Genomic DNA, 26,819 nt, shown 5'->3' on the forward strand with positions numbered 1-26,819 from the left:
GTTCACTGGGCTTTGCTGTATTTAATTAGAATGTCTAGAAGTGCAAATGAATCACCGATGTCGCAACACATGCAGGACGACGAATCCCTTCAATTTCCACTCGAATCTCTCGCTCTATCTCCAATCCCTTTTTGATTGGTGTGACCTTTACTAAGGTGCTTTTTGCACGCAGATTACTTCCTGCTTTCACTGGATATGGGAATCGAACTTGATTAAGACCAATATTAACCATCATCTTAGCGGTTGGAAACATTGGTTTATCTGGATCAACGCTATCTGTCAACGCTGGTAGCAAAGACAAGGTAAGAAAACCATGAGCAATGGTTGTCTTAAACGGTGATTCTGTTGTCGCACGCTCAGGGTCCGTATGAATCCACTGATTATCTTCAGTAACAGCGCCAAACTGATCAATACGTTCTTGACCAACCGTTAGCCAGTCCCCCTCGTGAATGACCGTACCGACTTTGCTCTGCAGCTCTAGGTATAAACGCTGTGCTTCTGGCTTTAACACAATCTCTGGCGTCAAATCCGAAACATGGGGTTCATTTACTGCAGGCTTGTGGTAGTCTCTAACCCATGCAAGAAAATTACGGTTGTGGGTTTTATCAACAAACTCAGACCAATACTCGCGAATTGCAGGCGACATCCATTGCATAAGCTCAGACTGATGCTTAATCGAATCAGCGCTTTGTTTAAACAATTTTACCACTTTCATATTGACCTCAGCTTACAGTCGTTTCAACTAACCGTAATATTTTGAATCAGTTCACAACTTCGTGCAAATGTTTTTGAGCTAACACCCGTATTCTGAACGGCGTTTTATTTAAAATAATCAACCAGTTAAGCATAAAAAACAATATTTTATTAATTTGTAAACGTTATCAATTTGAGTGGATATCGAGATCTATTTTCAACTACACTCAGAACAATCTGACTTTTGGTCATTCTAAAAGCAAAACGTGCAGGATTTGTGCAAACAGTTCACTGAAGGTAAATTTAGTCTTTACAGCGTTGGGCGTAACGAATAATATTAGCGCCAACAACGGAGAGATGGCTGAGTGGTCGAAAGCACCGGTCTTGAAAACCGGCAAGGGTTAATAGCCCTTCTAGGGTTCAAATCCCTATCTCTCCGCCACATTCAAAAAAAGCCGCTAATTATTAGCGGCTTTTTTGCATTTAGCGTGCAATTGTCTGTGGTGCGATGGTTCGTCTGTAGTTGCGTTTCCTTTGTTACTTCTATATTCCAACCCATTGCTCATTTGGTTCTAGGTATCACTATCGTAAACCTTGCTCCCCCCAGGTAGCTATCATCAACCGAAACTGACCAACCTAAATTTTTTGCTGCCTGATTAGCGATAGCAAGCCCTAATCCAAACCCTCCTTGACTGACGTTTCTATGTGTATCGATACGTGAAAACGCTAAGAAGATTTCGTCTCGCTTGTCCAATGGAATACCCGGCCCATTATCTTCTATGTCGATCGTCCAGCACGCATCAAAACTCCGAATAGCGAGTTCAACTTCCCCGCAACCATAACGAACAGCATTTTTAAGCAAATTATCTAATACCAACTTAGCGAAACACTGAACCGCAATATATTCTTCACTAGATCCCTCGCTGTCTATAACTAACCTAACTTCGTCTTCTCCCACAACCATCTTAATTCTATCTTTACAAAATTCGCTCAAGCTAAAACGTTCTGGATTAGCATTTGATGCACTGCAACGACCATTCCCGAGTCGGGATAATTGTAAAATATCGGTAGTTAATGAAGAGATATCTTGTATATAGTCATCAATATCATTGAACAGTCTTTCTCTATCTTTCGTATCTTCTCGCCTTAGTAAGTCGCTTGCCATTTGTATTCGACTTATAGGTGTTCGAATCTCATGAGGAATAGCCTGAGCAAACACCATAGACTCTTTGACTCGCAATTCAATATCCGACGCCATTTCATTAAAACTCTCTGCAAACTCTTTCACAGGCGAGATATGAAAAGCTTCAGAGCGTGTGGACAAGTTCCCTTGACCAAATGAGGCCTGAGCTCGTAGTAACTTGTTAATGCGTTTGTTGACTCTTCGAATAGGTAAGTAAAGTAAACCAGCAAGCGCAAACGCCATGGTCAAAAACATCAACGCAACAACGTGATTATCTCGATTTTTATACCAGGCCGTAGTCGACGCAAATGGGTCTTCTAATTCTCGATACAACAAGTAGCGCGCTGATTTTGGGATAGGAAATGCGGCGTAGAACAAATTATCACCATCGACAAAAACCTTTATACCGTGGGTGGTTGTAAAAAGTTGGCAAGCTTCACAGCGGTCTTGACCGACATTGTATTTATCCACTATTCGTAACTTATAATCATACAATGTCAACGCGCCAACTCTATTTAAACGACCATATAATCCATCTCGTTCGAACTGGCTGTTGACATAATTTTTTACGTGTCTGATTCCACTATCAACGAACGTTTCAGCATCGGACGCTCTTACATAGTCTGCGGTTAAATGGAGAAAAACTAAGAAGGTGACCACAAGGCCCACTAAGCTCTCTAGATACAAGCAAAAAAACATAGATTTAGGCCGAGTAAAAACCGTCACGATTGATTACCTACCAACCGATAGCCTTGATTTCTAATTGTCTTTATTGTGAGTGAATGTACCTCGGCTTGAATCAATTTTTTCCTCAGCCCTGACACCCTCATGTCAATCGAGCGATTTGTTGAACAATATTCAATACCACGAGCGAGACGGCAGCAGTGCTCTCTGGATACGGTTGTACCTGAATGCTCGACTAATACCTGAAGAATCTCAAACTCCGAGTTGGTCAGATTAAGCGGTTTTTGTTGGTAATAGGCAGTTTGGCGGTCGCTGTTTATTACAATTCCAAATGCGTCATAAAGCGAGCCGTGTTTATCTATCGCTGATTGATGCTGATAACGACGTTGAAGAGCTTCGATTCTTGCCACTAAGATGTGCCCTCTCACAGGCTTCATCAAATAATCATCCGCGCCAAGTTTAAGTAATGAGACTTCGCTCATCTCGTCCTCAGCAGCCGTCAAAATTATAATCATTCCCGAATAGAACTCTCGTGCGTCGCGACAAATATCGATGCCAGATTTTCCTGGTAACATTAAATCTAGAATAACCAAGTCGGGTTTCATATTTTGGATCATTGGTAGCGCTTCCGAACCGTCGCCGATCGCCGTCACTTGATACCCTTCAGCCTCTAAGTACATTTGTGTTAGCTGCGCTATCTCTTTGTCATCCTCAACCAGTAAAATCTTGCAACTCATTTCCTTTCCCCGTAATACTCATCGCGAAGGAGTATATGGATTTATTCATCACACTCAACAATGCAGCCAAATTTATTAGTAATAATGAGTAAGAAGTTTATTACACCCTGGCGCTTACTTATGCTTACAAACGAAAGTTAATTGGAATGATATTCCGTATAATAAGCTTAATTAACACACCAGGCGCTCTAAATTGTTCTAAACCGATTAAATACGAATAAATATTACAAAAAATTATAGTTTGTGAATAATCAATACTGCTTAATTTGCTTACATGCCACGCCAAATAGCACTGTATTCATTCCTGTACATCTAGACATTTGGTTTCAGTTTTTTACTATCTATCTAACGATCTATTTTTAGATCGTACATTCCACACATTCTGCAAGAAGACGCTTATATTATTTTATTAATTATGAATAAAGGTTTATATGCTAAGTAAGAGATCGGCTTTCCCTACTATTTTAGTACTTATGACTCTAGGTTTCAGTAACACGTCTAATTACATCGGTGAGGCGTCACCTGCGTATAAAAATGAAGACAACGTTAACTTTTGGAGCCTAGGATACTTAAACAACCTAGACACATTAAGCAACGTAAAGCGAGTACCACATCGTACCAATAGTATAGGATCCCTTCATGAAGAGCGTACTCACGCGACGAAAAAGGCTAACACCAATATACAGCAGCAGTTTAAACGCATGACCAAGTCACTCATTTTAAAGTTTAGAGTCAATAAAGGCCGCTCTCGCACCATAGCGCACGTAAGGGGTAATCAACCCGACAATCTAGTGTAAATTAGTCCTTGTTCAAGCGATTACGGAGTCAGCTTAGCAATGTAAACCAGATTTTAAAGCTGAAACTGATAACGGCTTGCAGAAATAGTAACCCTGAAATAAATCAACACCTAAATCAACACACATATTCGCGGTAGACCGGTCCTCTATGCCTTCAGCAATAGTGATAGCGTGAATTTTTTTGGCCAACCTAACCGCTTCAGTTACTTTATTTTTATCGGTAACAATACTCTTATCGAGTTTTAGGTATGGCGCCTTGATAGCCATCGCACGTTTAGGAGTGGAGTACAATGTTCCAAAATCATCTAACGCTGTTTCAATTCCATACTCAGTAAGGCACTCTTTTCCCTTCACTATGGCATTCAAATCCGATTCTAAAAACTCTGTGATCTCAAACACAACTTGGCAAGGTGTACTGCCTAGTTCATAACTCCTTTGCACAAAGCGCTCTACTGCCTCTGGCGTGTTTGCTAACGACTTAAAGACTGAAGGCGACGCATTGATAAATAGCTTCACATGGTTGAATTTTGATTGTAGAAAATTGGCGAGGTGAATTTTTCCACACAACAGTGTGTGAACAATATTTTCGGTAGCATCTCTTTCTATTTGAGAAAAAAACAGCGAAGGATCAACACTGTTCGCATTCTCGTCATGTATCCGAACTAAACTTTCAAAAGCATACAGTTGTTGATGACGATCATAGATTGGTTGAAATACACTCGTAAAGTGCAATCCATTATAATCAGCATAAACAACACCGTCATCTGATTCACTTATTAATTCTTGTATTATGTCTTTTTTATTAGAATAGATACCGGTGGATTTCATACATATCCTTTCCTTGGCGTAATGAAAACAGTCACAAATATATGTAACTACACTGGTATTTTATCATATTCGGCATTTAGCTTAAGTAACGATGTGTAAGCAAACTCCAGTTTAATTATGTAAAGTTAGCGTATAAACACGATACTAAAAATATAAACTAATTATTAAGTGCTAACTAATTCTTGGCCGCTGGATGAAATTCAAAACCACCCGATGTAACCAAGTAACAATCCATTCCACCAGCATGAGCAGCTTGCAAACCTAGCATTGTGTCTTCAAACACGATGCAATGCTTCGGTTTCGCTTGCATCAATTGAGCGGCAATTAAAAACGTATCTGGATTCGGTTTATGTTGTGCCACATCATCGGATGTCACTAAGCAATCGAAGTGTTCCAACAATCCTGCATGCTCGAGCAATCGTTTCGCTGACTCTCGTATGCTCCCCGTCCCTATCGCCATCGGCTTACGCCCTAAATAAGCCTCCATCACACTTAAGGTATGAGGGATCGGTTTAGCGTTTATAGGCATTGCTTTGAATGTTTTTAACTTAAAATTAGCTACTGTCTGCGGACTGACATCACTCCCAGCGTGTTTTAGTACGACTGCCGCTATTTTCACGCTGGGCATCCCACCCATCGAATGAATCCATCGCTTATCAAAAGGTAAGCCATAATGTTCAGCGGTTAGCCGCCATGCGTCTAAATGACTGGGCATCGTATCGAGAAGAGTGCCATCCATATCAAAGATGATTGCCTGATAATGTTCTAAATTTAGCACTTAGTATCCTTCCATCTTAGTTCATTACTATTAACGATTCATATCGAGTCAAATTTCAATTCGGCTCGGTTTGTTATTGTTTCTTCACAATGACTTGTTCGTATTCGGCAATTTCTTTAACAAACGATGACGGAGATGACTGGTAGGTCACCCATACTTTTTTCTTCGCCCGTGTCAAAGCAACATAAAACAACCTTCGCTCTTCTGCATGGGGGAAAGTGTCGGTTGTATCTGTCAAAGCGTTATTGAGGTGAACATATTTACGCTTAGCTGGGAACTGCCCTTCATCCACATTAACCAATATAACGTAATCGGCTTCTTTACCCTTACTACTGTGACACGTCATAAACTCTAGAGACAACGTGGTAAATTGTTTTTGCCAATCCGTGAACAGCTCGGGGCGATGGTAGTGATTTCGTCCTAGCAATAACACTGAGGTGTTAGATTTCGCTTTGCTATTTAAGTCGTCTAATATTTTTTCTATACGGCTCGCATTTTCTATGATGATCGATTTTTGTTTAACGACTCTGTGGCTACTCAGCGCTTTTTCTAATTGATTTGGGTTCTCTTGAATAAAACGGTTTGCAACGTCGCCGAGCATATTGTTAAAACGATACGTGGTATCGAGTTGATGAACGGAAGCATTAGGGAAACGTTGAGAAAATCCCGTGGTCAAATCAACATCAGCACCAGTAAACTGATAGATAGACTGCCAGTCATCTCCTACGGCAAATAATGTCGTATTCTCATTTTCATCCGAGGATTGCTCGCACAGTCCTTGGATTAATGCTAAACGATCAGGGGATATATCCTGATATTCGTCCACCATGATATATTTCCACGCCGATGAGAATTGTTTGCTCTCGATCACTTTCGTGGCCTGCGTAATCATCGAGGTAAAATCTATCTGACTATTTTCTTTTAACATTTTTTGCCACGCTTGGTAGCATGGCCAACAAAGCATCAGTTCACTATTAAGGCGAGCATAATCCTCGTTGTCGACGATGTGTTCTTGGATGGATTTCTTAGTTAAACTCGATGATATAAGTTGGTCGAGTTGCTGCTCCAACCAAGCAATAAGCTTAGGGTTTTCCGATTGGCTACCTAATTCATCATCCCCTTTAAGGTAAGCAATCGGCCAACGAGAAAGATGCTTTTGCCACCGCTTGTAATTGGTCGGAGTCATCCAGTGTTTTTTTAACCAATCAACGCACCACGCATTCTTCTGAGCTTTTTCAGTGGCTAATGGCGTGAGTGATGTAGACATCTTTCCAGATTGATTGAGGAGTTTTAGACCTAGCTGATGGAACGTTAGCACCGAGATACTGTCTGCCGTTTGCCCCAATTTGGCAACGAGTCGCTGTTTCATTTCGTTCGCTGCATCACGCCCAAAGGCGACCAGCAGAATCTGTTCTGGTTGTGCAAGATGACTTTGTAGTAAGTAACTGACACGAGCCATCAGTACACTTGTTTTACCTGACCCTGCCCCAGCTAACACTAAGTTATGATCGTTATTGTGTAATACCGCTAATTGTTGCGAATGGTTTAAAGGCGAGGATTCCGACTGAGCAAACAACACTTGCCAATTTTCACACTCATTCTCAAGCCAAGTGTGATTTCTGGCCTGTAATGTATCACTGGTATTATCAAGCCACGGTAACAATGCATTCACTCGTTTCGGCATTCGCCTAATGGCTTCACTCACTGACATGTTCATATCAAGAAACTGAGTGTTCACCGTGCGTTTCCATTGTTCTACGCTTGAATGAGGCAAAAACCGTGGCAGAGCACTTAGGCGTCTTAGTTCATCTTCCCATTTAGGGAGCTGTTCATTAAGGAGTCGACACTGATTTTCATGCCAAAGTTGATAGCAAGAAACCGCATATTTGGCAAATTCTTGAGCTTTGAGCCAAGGAAGCCCCTGTACCACCCAACACAATTGACGAGCGTCAGTTTCATGCGAATAAACGGTTACTGATGACCAGAATACGCCACGCTTTACGCTCAGCTTCCCTGACCATTCACAGAATGGAATCCTCACTTCGGCTCGCGCAGAATGTAATGTAAGGCTATGTTCATCAAGTTCAATAGAGCGAAATTCATGTTGAGTAAAAATTTCGGCTGTTGGCGACGCGGTTAAATGCATGTGACTCATAATTCGTAAACAGATAAAACAACCATTAGTCTACTCCATCAATCTGTGAATACCATCTAAGTTTCTGTCAAAACTGTGAAAACCAATTTAAATTCGAGCGCCGAGAGCGAATGGATTAGGCCTCTAAAATAGGTGGTTCTCTTTATGACTCTACCCCCTAACTATGAATATTCAGGATCGGCGCACCGATGAACCCTTTCGTTTTTTAGGAGATCGTTGTGCAAATACAAGTGAAAATACCTCGATACCACGGTGATGAGATGAGTAAGATCAATAGCTCATCAACTCATCGACGAAGACTGTAACAGAGAACTCACTTTCTGATAGAATGTCATTTTGATTTAATGTAGCCATTCTCTTGAGTATATTCCGTCAACTTCGTCTTCAATGGGCTAATAAAACGTTTAACTACAGCATATTAATGCTGATCACCCTTCTAGGGGTTGTCATACCATCTTGGTACTTTGACAAGAACTCTTGGGTTACGCCTTTAATTCTTGGTGTCATTGCCGCCGCTCTGGCTGAAAGTGATGATAGTTTTGTCGGTCGATTAAAAGCCATCACTTTAACCTTTATTTGCTTCGCCATTGCCGCGTTTTCGATTGAATTTTTGTTTAGTACACCGTGGGCATTTGCAATCGGCTTATTTTGTTCGACCTTTCTATTTATCATGCTTGGTGCGCTGGGTGCTAGATATGCGAGTATCGCCTTCGGTTCACTTCTTATCGCTGTTTACGCGATGCTTGGCGCGCACGAGAGCACTAACTTATGGTTTCAACCACTGCTCTTGTTAACGGGGGCGGCATGGTATTACTTTATCTCGATGATATGGAATGTTTTTTGGCCCCTTCAACCCGTTCAACAGAGTCTCGCAAATGTCTTCAAGGATCTTTCACTATACCTCGATGCTAAACGAGGTCTGTTCCATCCAACTTTTGATTTGGTACCGCAACCGTATCGCCTTGATGAAGCAAAGTTCAACGCAAAAACAGTCAACGCTCTCAATGCCTGTAAAGCCACATTACTTAATCGGTCTCGAAAGGGGCATGTGGACGGCCCGAGCGATCGTTTTCTGAAAGTCTACCTCATTGCGCAAGATATCCATGAGCGTGTCAGCTCTAGTCATTCAAGATATCAAGAACTCTCTGCGCAGTTTGGACGAACCGACGTTCTGTTTCGTTTCAAGCATGTTCTTGAAACCCAGGCTCAAGCCTGTCGGGATATTGCCCTAGCCATCAAACTAGGCAAACAATACGACCATAATGATCGTTCAATTAAAGCGTTGGTTGAGTTACAAGATTCTATCGACTATTTAAACGAACATCCGGACAATGCCCAGTTCTCGTCGTTACCTCAGTTAAATTATCTACTTAATAATTTAGCAACCGTTGAAAAACTGTTAAGTAACGTCAGTAACCCAGATAGTGGCGTCGCAGATGAAACGATTCTGGACGATACGAACCCACATACTTTATCTGCCATGTGGGCCAAAATTAAGACTAACCTCAACACCGAATCGATTCTGTTTCGACATGCGGTTCGACTTTCTATCGCGCTAACCTTAGGGTATGGCATCATCCAATTTTTCGAGATCGAGCGTGGTTATTGGATTTTGCTCACGACACTATTTGTTTGTCAGCCGAACTACAGCGCGACACGCAAAAAACTCTCTGCGCGAGTCGCTGGTACACTAGTAGGCTTGTTTATTGGCGTCCCCCTTTTAACACTCTTCCCCTCTCAAGAGAGTCAGCTGCTACTTATTGTCCTGTCCGGTGTTATGTTTTTTGCTTTTCGCATCAACAATTATGGCTACGCGACCGGTTTTATTACCGTGTTGGTTCTGCTGTGTTTCCACCAACTTGGCGAGGGTTACGCCGTCGTTCTGCCTAGACTGATGGATACACTAATTGGCTGCGGCCTTGCGGTTGCCGCGGTATACTTTATTTTACCCGATTGGGAATCGCGTAAACTGCACAAAGTAATGTCAGATGCGATTCACTGTAACCGGCAATATTTGATGCAAATCATCGGTCAGTATCGAGTGGGCAAAAAAAACGATCTAAACTATAGGATCGCCCGTCGACAGGCTCACAATGCCGACGCACACTTAACTAACGCCATATCCAATATGCTTGCAGAACCAGGCCGCTATCAACTTGCAACAGATGAAAGCTTTAGGTTCCTAACATTAAATCATGCATTACTTAGTTATGTTTCCGCGCTAGGCGCACACCGCCAACGCTTGGAAGATGAGTCTATTCACCAATTAGTACTAGAAGCTCACCGAACCATTAACCATCATCTAGAGCAGTTAGAGCATCAACTGGCCACTTACTCGGAGGACTGTGTCTTTTCGACCGTTGATCAATTTGATATCCATCGGCGTCTAACCGAGTGGCGAGATGAAGATGATCGCTCCGCTCGAATGGTACTGCAACAACTCCATTTGATCTATCGTATGTTGCCAGAGCTGCATATCTTGGCAAACACTTTTTCTAAGCTTGAAGATTCGAGTAGAAAAACGAATGACCTCAATCAATAGCCCCCTAATTCGCTGATATGTCTATACATTATACCAGCACGAGCCTACAACCCCTTTTCCCATAAGGGTTTGTAGGCTTCAATTTTCACCTAGTGCTAAAACTACGCTTACATTTCTCGGACAAATATTGACCGTAAATTCTATAGATTAATGCTTAAATATTTAGTAAGAATTGCCGATGAACGGATCTCATCCCGCTTTGCTCAACACACTAGTAACAGGTGAACCTATGACTCATCAACAATTTGAACGACTTAAAGAACAGCTTAAGTTACTCTCTCCTCAGCAACTTAAGTCACTTAAAAGCGAAATCTCCAGCCAATTGGAACCCAGCACGAATTCACTCCTTAACGAAGATGAAATGAACGCACTTGCACAGTTGTTTCGCTAAATATCGACTAATCCCAGCTCTGTTTCCGTTAAATTGTTTACAAGTATTTCTAATCACTTGAGAAAAAGGCCGGAAATCAAGCACAAGGCAATACTATCGAACCTTAACGACCGGATTTGACTTGTATCTGACGCTGACCTAAGTAGAATTCTCCCAAACTGTTCTACCACGACCGAAATGCCCAAAATTAACCTACACAAACGAGACTATCTTGACAACATTAGTCAAGAAGATGCTCTGACTGAACTACAAAACAAACTTGCACCTAAAATGCATGCTTCAAGTCGACGTATCAATCGCAGCCCCAACCTGACTCAGCGACACGTTGATTACCGCTGGAAGCAACTTGATAACGAGTTGGCTAAAGCGCAGCTTTTGGATTCTCACACTCAAGTTCAGATGAGTGATTACAGTAAAAATATCGAATTTTTTATCGGCACCTTAAAAATGCCAATAGGCACCGCGGGCCCAATGCGGGTTAACGGTTTGTTTGCGCAAGGGGACTATCAAGTTCCACTTGCCACTACAGAAGCTGCATTAGTCGCATCTTACAACCGTGGCGCAAACCTAATCACTGCTAGCGGTGGAGCAAGTGCGATGTTACTTAATGAAGGCGTCACTCGTACGCCTGGCTTCGCATTTCGTACGCTGATTGAGGCTGGTCAATTCGTCGCGTGGGTCGTCACACAGTTTGACGATTTTAAACTCCTCGCAGAATCCACGACCTCACATGGAAAACTCATTGATATTAACGTCAACATTGAGGGTAACCATGTATATCTTGTATTCGAATACCTAACCGGTGATGCATCAGGCCAGAATATGGTCACTATTGCCACAAACTGTGTCTTTAACTTTATCCTTGAACATTCCCCCATAGAACCTGAATTCGCCTTTCTTGACGCAAACCTCTCTGGTGACAAAAAAGCCAACTCGCAATCGCTAAGAAGTGTACGTGGTAAAAAAGTCACCGCAGAAATTACAATACCTTCAGAGCTCATAGGGAAATACCTCCACACTACTCCAAAAAGAATGACCGAGTTTGGGCAAATGACGACCGTAGGTGGCGCACTAAGTGGCACCATCGGAATTAACGCACACTATGCGAACGCCTTGGCTGCCCTTTATATTGCTTGTGGTCAAGACGCGGCTTGCGTCGCAGAGTCGGCAATTGGCATGACTCGAATGGAGTTAACCAAAGATGGTGACCTTTACGCCAGTGTTACTTTGCCAAACATTATGGTTGGTACAGTTGGTGGCGGAACGAATTTGCCGAGCCAAAAAGCGTGTTTAGATCTACTTGGGTTACACGGCACTGGAAAATCTCAAGCATTGGCAGAAGTCACAGCAGTCTTATGCCTTGCTGGTGAGCTGTCTATTGTCGGTGCATTCTGTGCGGGACATTTCTCTCAGGCACACCATAAGCTAGCTCGTTAAAAGTGCGCACTTAATAATTGTGCCTGCCAGGGCTTCGCCTAGTAATAGTTGTAGCCCTGTTAGGCAAAATACGCTTTACAAGTTCCCGTCAGTGACAAATGGCTATCGATAAGTCAAAGAAGACAACGCACTTCCATATGCTAGCGGTTACGCCTTATGTTCAACGTAGTGGTGACGCTTAAAATGCGTTAAAGCTTGATTGAGAGACTTTTCTTTGATCGGTTTCACTATGACGTAGTCCGCACCGGCGTCCATGAATGCTTGCCTTGTCGCTTCCAAATTATCCGCAGTACAGGCATAGATTGTTGTGCTAATCTCATCATTAAGCTTAACCTCTTGCGTTATCTGTATACCAGAAATTGACGGTAATTGGTTATCCATTAAAATCAAATCAAATGGCATACTATTCAAAAGTTCAAACGCCTCATGCCCGTCCCTAGCCCAATAAACATTCATGCCATATTTTTCACAAAATGCTTTAGCGATAAAAGCGTTAGTGTGGTTATCTTCAACTAAAAGTACAGCGAGCGCTCTATTGAACAAGTTAAAATCTAATTCTGGCTCTATCGCTCTCTGCTCAGCTGTCTTTTCCACGATAAATTCAACAGGTAGCTCAATAGTGAAACGCGTCCCTTTGCCAAGATGACTTTCTAGTAAAACGTCACCATCAAATAAGTGTACCAAATGTTTCACAATCGCTAGCCCTAAGCCACTGCCTCCATACTCGCGAATGGATGTCGCTTCAGATTGGACGAAAGGATCAAAAATTTGAGACATCTGATCTTCAGAAATACCTATCCCGGTATCTTCTACAATAATACGTAAAACGTCGCTTGAGTGTTGCAACGCTGTATCTCTAAAGAAAGACACCTTAACGGCACCATCGTGAGTGAATTTAATGGCATTACTGACTAAGTTAAAGAGTATTTGATTTAACCTGACTTGGTCAGTATTCAACATCACGTCATTAGGAAGTTGATTGTTGATAACAAAGTCCACGTCTTTTTCAGTACATAAAGGGCTATAAATGCCATTTAGGGCCGTTGTAATCTCACCAAACTTAAAGGTGTGTTTTTCAACGTGAAAACTGCCATTTTCTATTTTTGAAAAATCGAGAACATCATTAAGAACCGCGAGTAAATGTTCACCGCTTTGGCAGAGAACCCCAATTTGCTCTTGATAGCGACTGTCAACACTACCCTGCTTTAGCAACTGTGAAATACCTAATATTCCATTGAGCGGCGTTCGTATTTCATGGCTCATTTTGGCCAAGAAATCGGTTCGAGCCTTTGCTGCAGATTCTGCTTCTTTACGGGCTTTCTTACTTTGCCGCTCAGCTTCAATTAGAACGGTAATGTCCTGCCCTTGCGCAAGCACCAACGTTTTAATACCATTCGGTTGTATCGCGGATAAATTCCAACGATACACTTTGTCACCAATAGGTACGTTTATTCCGGTAAGCGTGGCACCTAAGTTTGCTTTCTGCACGTGTGTTTGCATCAATTGAACAAATGCTAAATAGCTTTCACTACCATCACTATCCGAATCCATCGACAAACCAAGTGCTTTTTTACCCGCCGGGTTAATGCGCATGATAGTAGAAGTGTCAGACCATACAATTATCGGTGACAATGAAAAGTTGAATAGGTCCTGAAAGAGTTTTTTCTGCTCAGACAGTCGATCAAACGTGTCGCTTAATGTGAGTCCTATGTGGTTAAACTCGTATATAGAAGAACCCGCGAACTTCTTAAAATCGCCCTCATTTCCCGCCACTTTGGTATATGACATGAGCTTAGCTAGCTCAATGCTCACCTTTTTATTCAACCACTTACGTGTAAAAAATGACACAGAAGCAATCACTGCAAGCGAAAGAGCTATCCAAACCAAGTAGCTGTTGCGTAACACCAAAATACTAGGGTTACGTTGAATTGAATACACCTTGAGCACATGCTTATTAAGACCAACCGAAAGGTTAGTCTCAGAAATTAAGAGTTTTCCAAAGTCCTTTTTACCATTTTGGATCATCTCAAGGATCGACACATGCGTATAGCTGTCTTCTTCTGAAATGGTTGACGCAACAAAGCGATCATCAAACTTCAGCAGGACGTCATCACTGTTACTGCCACTCATTATGCTAGACAATAGACCTGCGTTATCATTTAAAACGATGCCAACAAAAACAAAACCGAGCACTTCTCCTGACTCGCTATTAATAACTGGCGTACGACGAACCAGAATAAATAACTCACCTAACTGAGAGTCAACACGAACTGCATTCCAATTACTGTACGCACCAACTTGGCGGAGTATGTCTTGCAGACTGTGGTCTTCTAAGCCATAAAAAAGTGCATTGCCATCATCCCAAATGATATCAGACAGGTGAGTTATAAAACGAAAGTCCGGAGAATGCACCGGCTCTAAGTTATCTTCTCTGAGAAAAAAGTAATCAAGTGAGCGGCTATCATAATTGTCAAAAAACTGTTCGACAGTGTCACTTTTAGCATTACTATCTTGCAGTACTTTTAACGACGCCAAACGATAATCAAAGTAATTTCTCACTAAGCTGCTCGTCTGACGTGACGTACGCTGTACTTCTTCTCGGACTAGGTCACGACTTAGGTGCCAGCTTTGTAATAGCATCCCAATCGTAAACACACCAATCACCCAAACAACAATTCGGGTAATCAGCGTTGCGAGTGTCTTCCTGCTATTAAAATCCGTTAGTGGCATCGTTAATTATCTGAATAGCGAAAGGCTTGCGCTTTCAGTCGATCCATTTTTTCCGTTGAATCCTCGCTGGTAACCAGCTCAAAATCTCCGGAATACACCGTTGGAACCGGCTTACCTTCCAAATCCCATTTAATGGCTTCCGCCATAGCGACACCTGTATCGTCATTCATCCGCATGACTGTAACGTCGAGATCCCCTTGCTTTATAGCATCGAGTTCAGCAGAACCTCCTCCCCAGCCGTTAAGCACGACATCATCACGTTTTAGCTCTTTGATGGCTTTAGCTGCACCTAACGCAACATCGGTGGCACAAGCGTAGATAAACTTGATTTCAGGATGCTCTCTCAAGGTATCGATCGCGGCTTGATAACCGCTTTCTATATTTGCTTTGGTGTAATATGAAGAGGCTAATCGATAACGATTTTCAGCGGACATATCCTGAATAAACGTTCCCCCTCGTGCATCACTCACATAGCCTTCCGAGAAATACAAAACTGAATACGCACTCTTTTCGGATATCGTTTTCTTAAAGTATTCCGCTAATACATGACTTCCTTTTACATGGTCAAATCCGACATACATAAAGGGTTGAGCACTCGCCCAATTTCTCACTGGTGTGGTGATATTTTGCAAAATAAGCTTCGTATCAGTCGAATGCAATACGTGTTCAATAAATTTTCGGTGACGTGTCGTGTCGAGAGTAAAAATCAAATAGCCTGATTTATTCTTTACCGCTTCCATCAAAGATACGCTTTGTTGGCGAGTATCAATATTTGGACGAGTAAAGACTTGGTTGATTTCATAATCGATACCCAGCTCGTCCATTCTTGACTCAAAAGCTTTAATATTACGAACCCAATAATCCGAGATCTGTTGTCCTGGATACACGACAGATATCGTTACCGGATCTTTTTGTTTGATCGTAAGTGGAATGGCGGGAGCTCTGACAGTTTGAGACAGTGACTCGGTTAATTGACCTTGCGTAGGAAAGGCATTAAGGAATTCATGGTACTCCCAATAACCAGGAAGCGATTCGCTCGACCACACAGGTGCAGAGCAAGCAGTGAACAATGTTGAAGCGAGTAGAGAAAACGTCTTTTTCATTAGTAATTATCATGTTGGCGTTTTATTACAATTGTATACAAAACTCCGACCTTCAGCCAGTAAGTGCACTCAGTTCGCTAAGATAAATTGCTCTGAATTAACCACCAGCTGCTCTTTTTGGGCTTTGGATAACTTTTTGATCGCGTGCTCGGTTTTCAGAGCATCACTTTTCCCCCTCACCAACTGAGTCCAAACCAAAGACAAAGGTCCTCGTCCTCTTAGTGCTTTTGCACCCTTTCCGGATTCGTGCTGCTTTAACCGACGCGTAATGTTATTAGTGATGCCACAATAGAGCTTTTGTTCATTGGTCCGTAATAAGTAGACGGTCCATGATTCATCGTTGTTTGTCATTTCGCGTTACCCTTTTGATAAACACACTAGAGACAAAGTCATCTCAACCTAATTAAGTACGCCGTTATATGAATGTTCAGAGTGAGAAAAGACTAAGCCGTAGGAACTAAATGCCGTCAATAAAACACGTTAAGTATTGCGTGCATTGTAAGTTTGGCTTATCAGCATGTTGTTTATACACACTAATGAAAAAACTGAAATGGCGGCTATTATTAACCGCCTCTTCTAGACTACGTAGTCAAACCTTCGACCAATGCTTTTAGTTCCGCTACCTCTAGCTCTAGCGATTCCACCTTAAGCTCGAGCGCTTCAAATCGACTATCCTGGTTAGTGTTCGATATTACTACACCCACAGATGCCTCAGCTAAAGCATTAACATCAACTTCACCACTAAGCAAATGAGCATATCGTGATTCACGTTTTCCTGCTTCACGTGGAAGCTTAACCACAAGCGCACCGTGCTCGCGAGACGCCATCGCATCAAGTGTCGCTTCCACTTCTTTAACGTCACTAAAATTGCATAAGCGGTTCGTACGAGTTCTTAGTTCACCCGGCGTTTGTGCCCCTCTTAGTAACATGCAGCAAACTATCCCCTTTTCCTGAGGTGTTAGCTGCAAATCACCAAACTCGGTGTTACAAAAACGGTGTTGGTATTTTGATACGCGACTATTAAATGCACTCTCATCGCTCACTAACCTGCGATTAATCAACCCCTCTAAGGTATCTTGAACTTCAGCTTCACCAAGCGCTAAAACAGGCTCCCGGTTGCTTTTTTGATTACATGCCGAAGTCAGGCTGTTTAACGTCAGCGGGTAATGATCGGGCGTCGTCACCTCTTTTTCAATGAGACAACCGATGACTCTTGCTTCTAACGGGGAAAGTTCAATACTCATATTAATCCTTTTATCTTTCTGCCTGATGTGCTTTGCTCAGTGCTCCACTAAAAATGGCACCTTAATGACATGCCCATGCTGATCCATTATCACAACACGTGAACGATTTAGTTCTAGTTCGGAAAGCTCGAGTTTTACGCGTTCGTCTATATAGGCTTGTTTGAGTTTAGGTGCAACGCCATCTTCGCATACAGTTGGCGATGAGGAATACTCGTCACTCACTTCAATCTCACTACTGTCTTTAGGGTATTGCTTAGGACTCGGCAACATGACTTATCACACTGTAATCGCTCAATGACCGAAATCATAGCGCTAACTGCCCCTTTAACTCAATTGGTTATTCGCTAAGTGCTTAGATTGTAATCAACAATGGTTCAGCATTGATCTAAGGACTGTTCTACAATCGATTGTTGTGTTTTAATCAGGATAGATTTTGACGAATAATTTAGGAAAGGATTTTATGAGTAGTGTATTCGAAATCGTGTCTCAAGCACGTCGTAAGAACAAACTAAAACGTGAACTGCTAGATAACGAGAAAAAAGTTCGTGATAACCGTAAGCGTGTCGACCTTCTTGAAAATCTTCTGGACTACGTTAAACCAGATATGTCACAAGATGAAATTCTAGCCATCATCAAAAATATGAAAGCGGATTACGAAGATCGTGTTGATGACCACATCATCAAAAGCGCAGAAATCTCTAAAGCACGTCGCGACATCAGCCGCCGTATCCGTGAATTGACAGAAGAAGACAAGCAGCTTGTTCAAGGCAAGAAATAATTAACTTATTTCTGACCTAACAACAATAACCGCCCACTATCATAGTGGGCGGTTTCATATGCAGCCTCAATTCCCCCTATCATCTCCAATTCAACATATTGAGTTATCTCAGCAACAACACCTCGAATAAACGTTTGCGTAATCGCTAACCCTCTCCAATAGCGAAAGTATGGGTTTAATCACAGTTCTAGCCTTGTTAGTATTTGTCCCATACACAACATACACCATTCGAGGCACGGAGCTTCCTCGTTAATCTCAAGATGAGAAGAATTGGTACCAGTTAATCTGGCAAGATTTAGAGGAGCAAAATATGGACGCAAATATGGTGGAAATTCTCGGCTACGCAGCATCAATTATGGTGGCGATCTCATTAACAATGAAGGACATTGTTAAACTAAGAGTGCTGAATTTCATTGGTTGTGCATTGTTTACCGCATACGGCTTAGCAATCGACTCAATGCCAGTTGTCATCACCAATGGCTTTATCGCCTGCGTAAATGTCTATTTTTTAGCGAAGATGATGCAAGAAAAAAAATCGGTTAAGTCTGTGGCTTAATTTACAATTATTGTCACGTCGTCTATGGACCTACTCGGTTTATAGACGCCACTTCCATATTTCCCTACACCGCTCAAAGTCCAAGTAATCGGCTATACCAATTCACTTCACCGTAAGAAATTAAGTCAAAGATAGATAAGAAAACCGCTGTAATCAGGGCGAGTTTAATCAATTTATAAACAATAAACATGGTTGCTCCAATAATGTTTTAGGCAGTCTAACTGTGGCCATTTTAACGCGCAAGTCTTTTAACCAACGGCACGGCACGAGACAAAACGTTTGCTTACTGCAGAACACCTGTTTCAAATGAGTAAAGGGGTTATACGCAATATCATGCTGCTTACGGCTAGCATCTGAAAAGTTTTGATTGGGTATTTAGAGAGAGATAAAATGGAGGCGCCTCCCGGAGTCGAACCGAGGTCCACGGATTTGCAATCCGCTGCATAGCCACTCTGCCAAGGCGCCATATTGTATTGCTGAACTGAGTACTGCCTATGGTAGCAATACTTAGTAAATAGTACTTGGAGAAATACTACCTATTATAGATGGTGCCCCGGGCCGGACTTGAACCGGCACAACGCGAACGTCGAGGGATTTTAAATCCCTTGTGTCTACCAATTCCACCACCAGGGCACGCAATACTTTGCGATGCGCCAACCAGGAACTCTTCATAAGAGTGGTTAAACACCATCTGTGTCTTATCGCTTACGCCATAAGATTTTAATTTGGAGCGATACATCGGGTTCGAACCGATGACCTCAACCTTGGCAAGGTTGCGCTCTACCAACTGAGCTAGTATCGCAATGTATTCTTCTTTCCAAAGAAAGAGAATGGAGGCGCCTCCCGGAGTCGAACCGAGGTCCACGGATTTGCAATCCGCTGCATAGCCACTCTGCCAAGGCGCCGTTTTGCTACTATCCCTCAGGTATCACTTATGATGGCAATACGATTTAAGATAGCTTGTTAATTGATGGTGCCCCGGGCCGGACTTGAACCGGCACAACGCGAACGTCGAGGGATTTTAAATCCCTTGTGTCTACCAATTCCACCACCAGGGCACGCAATACTTTGCGATGCGCCAACCAGGAACTCTTCAATAAGAGTGGTTAAACACCATCTGTGTCTTATCGCTTACGCCATAAGATTTTAATTTGGAGCGATACATCGGGTTCGAACCGATGACCTCAACCTTGGCAAGGTTGCGCTCTACCAACTGAGCTAGTATCGCAATGTATTCTTCTTTCCAAAGAAAGAGAATGGAGGCGCCTCCCGGAGTCGAACCGAGGTCCACGGATTTGCAATCCGCTGCATAGCCACTCTGCCAAGGCGCCTTTACTTTCAACACGTTATCGAGACACTGTCTCCGTGTGAGACGCATACTTTACGGATTGAGGGGGATTAGTCAAACAAAAACAGGAAAAAAACATCTGTATGCTTGGTAAATGTTCAATGCGCTTAGCTAAGCGCCAATATGGATAATATTCACTCGAAGAAACTCACCTAAACTCACTCGATGAGCCGTTCTATTTAGATAGAAATTCCGTCACCACTTTTTCATGAGACGACCCACAAGATTAGGGTGATAAGACCAACAGTGATCAAACATATTCATCAGAGACGGATTGCCGTACTTGGATAAATTAATCGCATGGAAACGATTTTTGTTGTTTTTAAGCTCGTTAATTTTACCCACTAGCTCTTGTGACTGCTCTGGCGCGATAAAATCAGAGATGACGACCAAGTCTGCATTTTTGTAGGTATCCGATAACATCAGATCGATTGACTGCGTTAACACTGGCTCTAAGTCCGTTCCGCCATGAAAGGAATAACTTAAGAAATCTGCAGCTTCACGCAGCCCATCTTGTTTAGTTAGCTCGTACGTGATGTGTTGGGTTGAAAACAAAATAACGTAACACTCTCTGGACTCGGCTAAAGCGATTTGCATCAATGCATAAGCCATTGCCTTTGCACACTGCTCTGGGAAGCCGCTCATTGAGCCTGATGCGTCTACACAAACAATAAACGGGCCTTTATCTACCTCAATTTGGCTGTTGTCTGGTTGCGTAGTGCGAACCTTTTTTAACGTCCTTGTTTTACCCTGAGTCTTATAATTCATCAACCGTTTGTCAGCCAAATGTTTATAAAAGACCACTTCAAGTTCTGGGTAGGCAAGAAACATAGTTTCATTGGGCAGTAATTTATTCAGGTCATCGGACTCATGAATGCCCACAATGTCGTCCGTCGCTTCATCACTTAACTCTTCAACCATTTCTGGCGCTTCCGTTGGCGACTTATTTAGGTCAGGGTCATCTTGGTCATTTGCCATCCGACCAAGCTGTTCAGCAATGTCTTGCAAGCCCTTATTCTTTTTCAAAAACTCAGCATGGTTGTACATGACCTTAAGGTCAGTTTTAGTTAGCTTGGCCGCGGCCATATCCCACAAGCGACCAACAGCGGTCTCGTCCCCCTGCTCCGCAACGGTATCCATATTCTTCATGGTTTCCATACGCTGATAGAGATCAGTCAAAAACTTCTCTTTACTCGCTTCTAGCTCAGACAATTCTGCTTGTTTAATGGCATCTGCGAGGCTCTTGTACCAAAGGTCACAAAAATAGCGCGGAAACATCGGATTATGGTGTTGATTATTTTTATCAAGTAAACGTCGCGCTTGAAGATAAAACGCTGAGTGCCACTCGAGTTTTTTGACAACGTCATTAATTTGGGTGAAAAACGTAGCCTCGTCCCAATGAATCACTTCTTGGTACAAAGCGAGTTCATGTTGAAAGCGCTCCGTTTCACAAACTCTGGTCATTCGCTTTTTTACGGAGCCTCGCCATTTCAACAAGTGCCCTTTTACAGAACGTCTTACACCGCGATTTTCTGTCAACGCGGCAACTTGGGAGCGAGCCATTAAATCATTAACGGCGCTGTCAACGATGCCAGAGTCAGCAATCATTAACGCTAAATTTAATCCATCTGCTCCTAACATGCCCACTCCCTGTTCTAGTATGTGGTGACCGATTTACTCAAAAAATGATCGTAACCCTTTCACTCTCTGTATGACTTTTTCACTTTCTGAACTGGTACTCTCTAGCGTTTTTGTCACCGTTTGAAGACTTACTTCCATTTCCGTTGGGATCATAGGATCAATGAAATTATGCGGCAACGCACCATGGAACTTAGAACGGACTGAGCGCAAATGATGCTCCGCATGATGAAGTTGCGCTAAAACTTGCTGAGCTTGCGTTTCCCACTCTAGATGTAAGTCCTCATCAATACCCGACTTCGTCACCAACGTTGTTAACACAGAGCGATTGGCAATATCCTTTATCACCAAATTATTAGCGGCATCCAAATCGATTTTTAAGCGACATAAATGAGTATTCTGGTTCACATAACCATACACATCCCCGCCACCTTCCTTAATCGTCCGGTTTAGTTCATCACGAGGGATGTACACCCAGCGACTGTCGCCTTTTTCACTTTCAGATACCGACAAGTTACTGCGAAGCAATACCAATTTGACCAAATCTGTTGCCGGCCCCACTTTGTAGGATTTGGCTATGCTAGTGTCATATTGGTACACATCTTTTCTTAGTAAACCTGTTGTGCTCTCCATTGAAAGTGGCATCGCATATTCAGCTTCAATCTCTTCTTGCAGTTCGGCTAGCTTCTCTTTACCGTCTTCAATTTGTTGAAACACTTCTTGCTGATCAAACGCGTAATTTAAGGCAAAGTCTTGCACCACATTGTTTACAATTTCTCGTGACTCAGGGCTATTCCACAAACAGTCTTGTAGCAGCAATAGATCTAGCGGGTTAACGCTGTCTCGACCATTAAAAAACGCGCTCGCTTTTAACAGTTTAACGGCCTTCTTCCATCGTCTATCCGACACATACAGATCCGACTCAGATAAGCGCGATTTATTTTCATCTGATGCCGTTTCTAGCAACTGCTTTAGCTGATATAGCTTCTCAAAAACATCATCACTGAGTTCTACCGTTTCAAGATCTTGCTGCCACTGGTGGTATTCTTCATCCGTAATGGCCAGCCCATCCGGAATCTTAGCCTCTTGCGGCGTTCCCACAGTTAACATTGATTTGAAGTTTTGCTTGTTTTGTATGCGGTTGACAAAGATGCGTACCAACATGCGGTCATATAAGGCATCCAAACCGCTGTCTTCATCTGGCAATTCATTCGATGCCGAAACCAACAGGCGCATAGGTACGCGTTCAATATCACTGCCATTTTTGAATGTTTTTTCATTAACGACCGTAAGCAGTGTATTAAGAATCGCAGGCCCCGCTTTCCAAATTTCATCTAAAAATACGACTTGGGCCGTTGGTAAATAGCCTTTAGTCAGACGCAAATAGCGACCGTTATCCTTAAGCTCTTGAATACTTAATGGACCAAATACTTCTTCTGGCGTCGAAAAGCGCGTCATTAGATATTCAAAATAACTGCTGTTATCGAATGCTTGAATAAGACGTTTAGCAATCAGACTTTTTGCGATACCTGGAGGCCCAAGTAAGAAAACACTCTCCCCAGCTAAAGCGGCAAGCAGACACAATTTAATGGTTTCTTCTCGCTCGTAAACGCCGTCAGACAACGCTGCAGCTAGCTTGGTAATTCTCTCTGACCTTAACGCTCTGTCAGCATGGGAAACGATAGTGGGTTTGATCATGCCTATACCTCTGAGCACAAATTAGAATGCATAAGTAAATTTATACATTTGTTGACATTATGTTACAAGATTTTTCATTCACGTCTAATGTTACACATCACATTAGGCGTAAACCTATCCGATTGATTTAACGATACTTTAGGGGCTACTGCACGGCTATAGCGGTTCAACTCTTAGCCTAAAGTATGAGAGGTCACCCTGTGGTACTTGCGAACCTTGGCGTTTCTCGATGAAGCTTCAATGAAGTGTTCTTAATAAACTGCCCCACTAAGCTTGGGTGATAGCGCCACTGATTATCAAATAAATCCAGTACATCGGGGTTGCCATATTTCGATAGGCATAAAGAGTGAAAGCGATTGTATTTACCTTTAAGAGACAAGACCTTTGTTATTGTTTCACTGTCTTGTTTTGGGGTAATAAAATCCGAAATAACGAGAAGATCTGCATTTTTGTATTGATCCCCCTGCATCACGTCAACGGCATAGCGCAATACTTTACTTAAATCAGTCCCACCTTTAAAACGATAAGAAAGAAAATCAGATGCCTCTTTCAAGCCATTTACTGCGGTTAAGTCATAGGTAATAAAGGTCGATGAAAATAGAATTACATGGCATTCGCGCTTTTGTTCAGAGGCCATTTTCATTAATGAGTATGCCATCGCTTTGGCTGACTTTTCAGGAGCGCCATGCATCGAGCCGGAAGCGTCAACCGCGATAACCATAGGCCCTTGCTCTTTATCGGCATGGCCATTAACCTGCGTGGGTGTTTGCCATTGTCTTATGGTTCGCTGCTTGCCTTGCGCTTTATATGTCAGAAGACGTTTTTCGACAAGATGTTGATAGAATACCGTTTCCAATGCAGGGTCCGCCAAATACATGGCTTCATTAGGTAGCATTTTGTTAATGTCATTACTTTCATGTATACCGACAATGTCATCGGTTGCGAAATCACATTTCTCCTCAACAACAATATTATCAACGTATTCGGCTTTATTGAGCTCAGGCGCATCAACGTCTTGTGCCATCCGCCCAAGCTGATCAGCAATTTTTTTCAACTCGGCATTTTTTTCAAGGTACTCGGCGGCTCGCTCAATGTGTTTCCAATCCTGTTTCGTTAATTCTGAGCCCGCTAAATCCCATAAACGACCCAATGTGTGGCCACTGCCTTCTTTATGGAGATTCTCCATATCCTTTATTGTTTCTATTTTCTGATACAGCTGTTTAAGATACTTCGATTTTTGCTCGTCAAGTGTTTCACGCTGTTTATGCTCAACCGCCGAAACCAGGCTTTCGTACCAGTATTTACAAAACTGACGAGCAAATAGAGACTCAGGTAATGAATGGGGATTTGATGATAGTCGCTGCGCGTTTTCATAAAATGGCGACTGCTGAGGAATTTGTGAAACCACGTGGGTTAGTTCTTCATGAAACTCTCGTTCGGACAAATACACGACATGTTGATAGAGCGTCAGCTCAGCTTGTAATTCATCCGTTCCATTGTCTTTAATGAGTTTACGCTTGACGCTCTTTGTCCACTTGGCCATTGAAGCAGTGAAGCTCTGTTTAACCCCTTCATCACTCCCCATTGCGAGCAGGTCGGTTTGTTGAACAATATCCTGTACCGCAGAATCAATGATTCCGGATTCAGCGACCATCATCGCTAAATTGAGACTATCTGCTCCAAGCATGCAACACCTATTAAAACGTCATAAAATCACAGACTTCCTGATATACAGAGTTTTTTAACAACGAGACAGACAGGTAACCCTAGTTTCCATTTTCGATCTGATAATGACACAACGTTGACCTTTCCACCCATCGACTTTCTTGCCGTGTTGTGCTCATATTACATTTACGCTTACTACTGCTCTAAATACAACATGACAAGTCTGCTCACTCGCACTAACAAAGCAGATAACCGATAACGTTGTAAAACACAGAGCTTCAATGGATGAACTTATGGCAAACCGCATTATTCACCAATGGAAGTCTATTTCCTTGGTCGAAGAAGACATCACGCTGCCTAACTCGAAGACCGTGACCCACACCACGATTAAGCATCCGGGTGCTGCGATTATTCTCCCCCTCACCGAAAACGGTGACATAGTGCTGATCAACCAATATCGACCTTCTTTAAAAAAATGGTTACTCGAAATCCCCGCAGGGACGATTGAAACAGGCGAAGATGCAATAACCTGTGCACATCGCGAACTCATTGAAGAAACCGGATTACAAGCAAGTGAGATGCACACTCTTGGGCAAGTCACGCCACTCGCCGGATTTTGCGATGAAATACAACACCTGTTCATCGCCAAACGGCTTACCCCAAATCATTCTCATACTTGCGATGATGATGAGATTATCGAAGTGGTGACAATGTCACTTAAACAACTGCAACAGAAGATAATTGATGGTTGCATCACTGACGCCAAAACGATAGCGTGTTTAAGTAAAGCCACGCTATGTGGATATATTTAGGAGAGTTTCAATGGATTTTCGTTCAGATACCGTTACACAACCCACGCAAGCGATGCGTGACGCGATGGCAAATGCCCCTGTAGGTGATGACGTCTACGGAGATGATCCGACAGTCAATGCCCTAGAATTGTGGGCTGCAGAGCGTCATGGGTTTGAAGCGGCTTTGTTTACCACCTCTGGCACACAAGCGAACTTACTTGGATTAATGGCACACTGCCAACGTGGTGACGAATACCTGTGTGGTCAGCAAGCTCATAACTACAAATACGAAGCTGGCGGTGCAGCTGTGCTTGGATCAATTCAGCCACAGCCGATTGAAAACAATCCTGATGGGACGTTGGATTTCCAAAAACTAAAAGCCGCGATAAAACCGGACGATAGTCACTTTGCGCGAACCACCCTATTAAGCTTAGAAAACACCATTAACGGTAAAGTTCTACCCATGTCTTACTTGGCGCAAGCAAGGCAATTCGTTGATGAACACGGCTTAAAACTGCACCTTGACGGCGCTCGCGTTTACAACGCAGCAGCGGCGCTTGATATCGATGTCAAAGAGATTGCCAAACACTTTGATTCAATGACCATTTGTCTTTCCAAAGGACTCGCAGCCCCAATTGGTTCACTGTTACTCGGTGATCGTGCTTTCATTGAGAGAGCCAGACGACTGCGCAAAATGGTAGGTGGTGGCATGCGCCAAGCCGGTATACTTGCAGCGGCAGGAAAGCTTGCGCTTACAGAACAAGTTGGCCAATTAAAAATTGATCACGCTAACGCAAAAAAATTGGCGAATGAATTGAATGCACTTGATGGTTTTAGTGTCAACGCAGACTTCGTAGAAACGAATATTGTCTTTGCCAAGCTTGATGAGTCGGTTGATATTGATGCCATCGCTCAACAACTAGCAAAAGATGGCATAACCATCACCCCCGGCAACCCTATTCGCTTTGTCACACATAAAGATGTTTCGTCTGAAGAGATTGATGTATTTATCCAAGCACTGAAGAAGACGTTGTAACTCACCC

General features: G+C 42.7%; 22 protein-coding genes and 8 tRNA genes. 9 read left to right on the forward strand and 21 right to left on the reverse strand.

What is annotated here, in order from left to right; all coding sequences use genetic code 11:
- Window positions 1-34: 34 nt before the first annotated feature.
- Window positions 35-715 (reverse strand): MaoC family dehydratase, encoded by a 681-nt coding sequence (locus tag MD535_RS05730; protein WP_265673929.1) that lies wholly within the window; start codon window positions 713-715, stop codon window positions 35-37.
- Window positions 716-1,044: 329 nt separating this feature from the next.
- Here MD535_RS05730 and MD535_RS05735 point away from each other — a divergent pair.
- A tRNA-Ser gene (locus tag MD535_RS05735) sits at window positions 1,045-1,135 on the forward strand.
- Between the two features lie 120 nt (window positions 1,136-1,255).
- On the opposite strand, the gene MD535_RS05740 is transcribed toward MD535_RS05735, so the two are convergent.
- Together MD535_RS05740 and MD535_RS05745 are read right to left on the reverse strand one after the other, a co-directional pair.
- Window positions 1,256-2,602, reverse strand: coding sequence for a HAMP domain-containing sensor histidine kinase (locus MD535_RS05740; RefSeq protein WP_265673930.1), 1,347 nt, complete (start codon window positions 2,600-2,602; stop codon window positions 1,256-1,258).
- Complete coding sequence (locus tag MD535_RS05745) at window positions 2,599-3,297, reverse strand: response regulator transcription factor (RefSeq protein WP_265673931.1); 699 nt, start codon at window positions 3,295-3,297, stop codon at window positions 2,599-2,601. The genes MD535_RS05740 and MD535_RS05745 overlap by 4 nt, the downstream gene beginning before the upstream one ends.
- Before the next feature lie 431 nt (window positions 3,298-3,728).
- Here MD535_RS05745 and MD535_RS05750 point away from each other — a divergent pair, with 431 nt between their 5' ends.
- Window positions 3,729-4,094, forward strand: a complete 366-nt coding sequence (locus tag MD535_RS05750; protein WP_265673932.1) for a hypothetical protein — start codon at window positions 3,729-3,731, stop codon at window positions 4,092-4,094.
- A gap of 33 nt (window positions 4,095-4,127) precedes the next feature.
- On the opposite strand, the gene MD535_RS05755 is transcribed toward MD535_RS05750, so the two are convergent.
- The 3 genes from MD535_RS05755 to helD form a co-directional block, all read right to left on the reverse strand.
- Entirely contained in the window at window positions 4,128-4,922 is a 795-nt protein-coding gene (locus MD535_RS05755; RefSeq protein WP_265673933.1) for an EAL domain-containing protein, read from the reverse strand.
- A 175-nt stretch (window positions 4,923-5,097) separates the two neighbouring features.
- The gene (locus MD535_RS05760) at window positions 5,098-5,700 is read right to left on the reverse strand and encodes a beta-phosphoglucomutase family hydrolase (protein WP_265673934.1); all 603 of its coding nucleotides are present in this window, start codon (window positions 5,698-5,700) and stop codon (window positions 5,098-5,100) included.
- A 73-nt stretch (window positions 5,701-5,773) separates the two neighbouring features.
- Complete coding sequence (gene helD / locus MD535_RS05765; RefSeq protein ID WP_265673935.1) at window positions 5,774-7,846, reverse strand: DNA helicase IV; 2,073 nt, start codon at window positions 7,844-7,846, stop codon at window positions 5,774-5,776.
- Window positions 7,847-8,213: 367 nt separating this feature from the next.
- Here helD and yccS point away from each other — a divergent pair, with 367 nt between their 5' ends.
- The 3 genes from yccS to MD535_RS05780 all read left to right on the forward strand — a co-directional run bounded on the left by yccS (window position 8,214) and on the right by MD535_RS05780 (window position 12,225).
- Window positions 8,214-10,397, forward strand: a complete 2,184-nt coding sequence (gene yccS, locus MD535_RS05770; RefSeq protein ID WP_265673936.1) for a YccS family putative transporter — start codon at window positions 8,214-8,216, stop codon at window positions 10,395-10,397.
- A 178-nt stretch (window positions 10,398-10,575) separates the two neighbouring features.
- Entirely contained in the window at window positions 10,576-10,788 is a 213-nt protein-coding gene (locus MD535_RS05775; RefSeq protein ID WP_265674069.1) for a hypothetical protein, read from the forward strand.
- Window positions 10,789-10,965: 177 nt separating this feature from the next.
- Complete coding sequence (locus MD535_RS05780; protein WP_265673937.1) at window positions 10,966-12,225, forward strand: hydroxymethylglutaryl-CoA reductase; 1,260 nt, start codon at window positions 10,966-10,968, stop codon at window positions 12,223-12,225.
- A gap of 147 nt (window positions 12,226-12,372) precedes the next feature.
- On the opposite strand, the gene luxQ is transcribed toward MD535_RS05780, so the two are convergent.
- The 5 genes from luxQ to MD535_RS05805 all read right to left on the reverse strand — a co-directional run bounded on the left by luxQ (window position 12,373) and on the right by MD535_RS05805 (window position 17,572).
- Entirely contained in the window at window positions 12,373-14,955 is a 2,583-nt protein-coding gene (luxQ, locus tag MD535_RS05785) for a quorum-sensing autoinducer 2 sensor kinase/phosphatase LuxQ (protein ID WP_265673938.1), read from the reverse strand.
- A 2-nt stretch (window positions 14,956-14,957) separates the two neighbouring features.
- Window positions 14,958-16,058: an autoinducer 2-binding periplasmic protein LuxP gene (locus MD535_RS05790; RefSeq protein WP_265673939.1), complete on the reverse strand. Its 1,101-nt coding sequence runs from the start codon at window positions 16,056-16,058 to the stop codon at window positions 14,958-14,960.
- Window positions 16,059-16,127: 69 nt separating this feature from the next.
- A complete protein-coding gene (locus MD535_RS05795; RefSeq protein ID WP_265673940.1) occupies window positions 16,128-16,409 on the reverse strand; it encodes a GIY-YIG nuclease family protein in 282 nt (93 codons plus the stop codon).
- Window positions 16,410-16,639: 230 nt separating this feature from the next.
- A complete protein-coding gene (locus tag MD535_RS05800) occupies window positions 16,640-17,302 on the reverse strand; it encodes a YceH family protein (protein WP_265673941.1) in 663 nt (220 codons plus the stop codon).
- A 36-nt stretch (window positions 17,303-17,338) separates the two neighbouring features.
- Window positions 17,339-17,572, reverse strand: a complete 234-nt coding sequence (locus MD535_RS05805) for a hypothetical protein (protein WP_265673942.1) — start codon at window positions 17,570-17,572, stop codon at window positions 17,339-17,341.
- 190 nt (window positions 17,573-17,762) lie between these two features.
- Here MD535_RS05805 and MD535_RS05810 point away from each other — a divergent pair, with 190 nt between their 5' ends.
- Both MD535_RS05810 and MD535_RS05815 read left to right on the forward strand, forming a co-directional pair.
- Window positions 17,763-18,080, forward strand: a complete 318-nt coding sequence (locus tag MD535_RS05810; RefSeq protein WP_265673943.1) for a DUF496 family protein — start codon at window positions 17,763-17,765, stop codon at window positions 18,078-18,080.
- 310 nt (window positions 18,081-18,390) lie between these two features.
- Window positions 18,391-18,636 (forward strand): YgjV family protein, encoded by a 246-nt coding sequence (locus MD535_RS05815; protein ID WP_265673944.1) that lies wholly within the window; start codon window positions 18,391-18,393, stop codon window positions 18,634-18,636.
- 391 nt (window positions 18,637-19,027) lie between these two features.
- Here the strand turns inward: MD535_RS05815 and MD535_RS05820 are convergent.
- From MD535_RS05820 to MD535_RS05865, 10 genes are all read right to left on the reverse strand, one after another.
- Window positions 19,028-19,101 (reverse strand) — tRNA-Cys (locus MD535_RS05820).
- Between the two features lie 81 nt (window positions 19,102-19,182).
- Window positions 19,183-19,269: transfer RNA gene (locus MD535_RS05825), tRNA-Leu, on the reverse strand.
- A 93-nt stretch (window positions 19,270-19,362) separates the two neighbouring features.
- Window positions 19,363-19,438, reverse strand: a tRNA-Gly gene (locus MD535_RS05830).
- Window positions 19,439-19,467: 29 nt separating this feature from the next.
- A tRNA-Cys gene (locus tag MD535_RS05835) sits at window positions 19,468-19,541 on the reverse strand.
- A gap of 66 nt (window positions 19,542-19,607) precedes the next feature.
- Window positions 19,608-19,694: transfer RNA gene (locus tag MD535_RS05840), tRNA-Leu, on the reverse strand.
- 94 nt (window positions 19,695-19,788) lie between these two features.
- Window positions 19,789-19,864: transfer RNA gene (locus tag MD535_RS05845), tRNA-Gly, on the reverse strand.
- Window positions 19,865-19,893: 29 nt separating this feature from the next.
- Window positions 19,894-19,967 (reverse strand) — tRNA-Cys (locus tag MD535_RS05850).
- A 212-nt stretch (window positions 19,968-20,179) separates the two neighbouring features.
- A complete protein-coding gene (gene viaA, locus MD535_RS05855; protein WP_265673945.1) occupies window positions 20,180-21,625 on the reverse strand; it encodes an ATPase RavA stimulator ViaA in 1,446 nt (481 codons plus the stop codon).
- A gap of 33 nt (window positions 21,626-21,658) precedes the next feature.
- Complete coding sequence (locus MD535_RS05860) at window positions 21,659-23,320, reverse strand: ATPase RavA domain-containing protein (protein ID WP_265673946.1); 1,662 nt, start codon at window positions 23,318-23,320, stop codon at window positions 21,659-21,661.
- A 193-nt stretch (window positions 23,321-23,513) separates the two neighbouring features.
- Window positions 23,514-25,007 carry a VWA domain-containing protein gene (locus MD535_RS05865; protein ID WP_265673947.1) on the reverse strand — a complete coding sequence of 498 codons (1,494 nt, stop codon included), beginning with the start codon at window positions 25,005-25,007 and terminating at the stop codon, window positions 23,514-23,516.
- A gap of 271 nt (window positions 25,008-25,278) precedes the next feature.
- Between MD535_RS05865 and MD535_RS05870 the strand changes: the two genes are divergently transcribed.
- Window positions 25,279-25,797 (forward strand): NUDIX hydrolase, encoded by a 519-nt coding sequence (locus tag MD535_RS05870; protein WP_265673948.1) that lies wholly within the window; start codon window positions 25,279-25,281, stop codon window positions 25,795-25,797.
- Window positions 25,798-25,807: 10 nt separating this feature from the next.
- Entirely contained in the window at window positions 25,808-26,812 is a 1,005-nt protein-coding gene (ltaE, locus tag MD535_RS05875) for a low-specificity L-threonine aldolase (RefSeq protein WP_265673949.1), read from the forward strand.
- Window positions 26,813-26,819: the final 7 nt, after the last annotated feature.

Source organism: Vibrio qingdaonensis (assembly GCF_026191675.1).
Lineage (GTDB): Bacteria > Pseudomonadota > Gammaproteobacteria > Enterobacterales > Vibrionaceae > Vibrio > Vibrio qingdaonensis.

Bases quoted from the DNA above. Each gene is read 5' to 3' on its own strand.
- MD535_RS05730 (WP_265673929.1), bottom strand. From the start codon at position 715: ATGAAAGTGGTAAAATTGTTTAAACAAAGCGCTGATTCGATTAAGCAT.
- MD535_RS05745 (WP_265673931.1), bottom strand. From the start codon at position 3,297: ATGAGTTGCAAGATTTTACTGGTTGAGGATGACAAAGAGATAGCGCAG.
- MD535_RS05750 (WP_265673932.1), top strand. From the start codon at position 3,729: ATGCTAAGTAAGAGATCGGCTTTCCCTACTATTTTAGTACTTATGACT.
- MD535_RS05755 (WP_265673933.1), bottom strand. From the start codon at position 4,922: ATGAAATCCACCGGTATCTATTCTAATAAAAAAGACATAATACAAGAA.
- helD (WP_265673935.1), bottom strand. From the start codon at position 7,846: ATGCATTTAACCGCGTCGCCAACAGCCGAAATTTTTACTCAACATGAA.
- MD535_RS05775 (WP_265674069.1), top strand. From the start codon at position 10,576: ATGAACGGATCTCATCCCGCTTTGCTCAACACACTAGTAACAGGTGAA.
- MD535_RS05780 (WP_265673937.1), top strand. From the start codon at position 10,966: ATGCCCAAAATTAACCTACACAAACGAGACTATCTTGACAACATTAGT.
- luxQ (WP_265673938.1), bottom strand. From the start codon at position 14,955: ATGCCACTAACGGATTTTAATAGCAGGAAGACACTCGCAACGCTGATT.
- MD535_RS05790 (WP_265673939.1), bottom strand. From the start codon at position 16,058: ATGAAAAAGACGTTTTCTCTACTCGCTTCAACATTGTTCACTGCTTGC.
- MD535_RS05795 (WP_265673940.1), bottom strand. From the start codon at position 16,409: ATGACAAACAACGATGAATCATGGACCGTCTACTTATTACGGACCAAT.
- MD535_RS05800 (WP_265673941.1), bottom strand. From the start codon at position 17,302: ATGAGTATTGAACTTTCCCCGTTAGAAGCAAGAGTCATCGGTTGTCTC.
- MD535_RS05805 (WP_265673942.1), bottom strand. From the start codon at position 17,572: ATGTTGCCGAGTCCTAAGCAATACCCTAAAGACAGTAGTGAGATTGAA.
- MD535_RS05810 (WP_265673943.1), top strand. From the start codon at position 17,763: ATGAGTAGTGTATTCGAAATCGTGTCTCAAGCACGTCGTAAGAACAAA.
- MD535_RS05815 (WP_265673944.1), top strand. From the start codon at position 18,391: ATGGACGCAAATATGGTGGAAATTCTCGGCTACGCAGCATCAATTATG.
- viaA (WP_265673945.1), bottom strand. From the start codon at position 21,625: ATGTTAGGAGCAGATGGATTAAATTTAGCGTTAATGATTGCTGACTCT.
- MD535_RS05860 (WP_265673946.1), bottom strand. From the start codon at position 23,320: ATGATCAAACCCACTATCGTTTCCCATGCTGACAGAGCGTTAAGGTCA.
- MD535_RS05865 (WP_265673947.1), bottom strand. From the start codon at position 25,007: ATGCTTGGAGCAGATAGTCTCAATTTAGCGATGATGGTCGCTGAATCC.
- MD535_RS05870 (WP_265673948.1), top strand. From the start codon at position 25,279: ATGGCAAACCGCATTATTCACCAATGGAAGTCTATTTCCTTGGTCGAA.
- ltaE (WP_265673949.1), top strand. From the start codon at position 25,808: ATGGATTTTCGTTCAGATACCGTTACACAACCCACGCAAGCGATGCGT.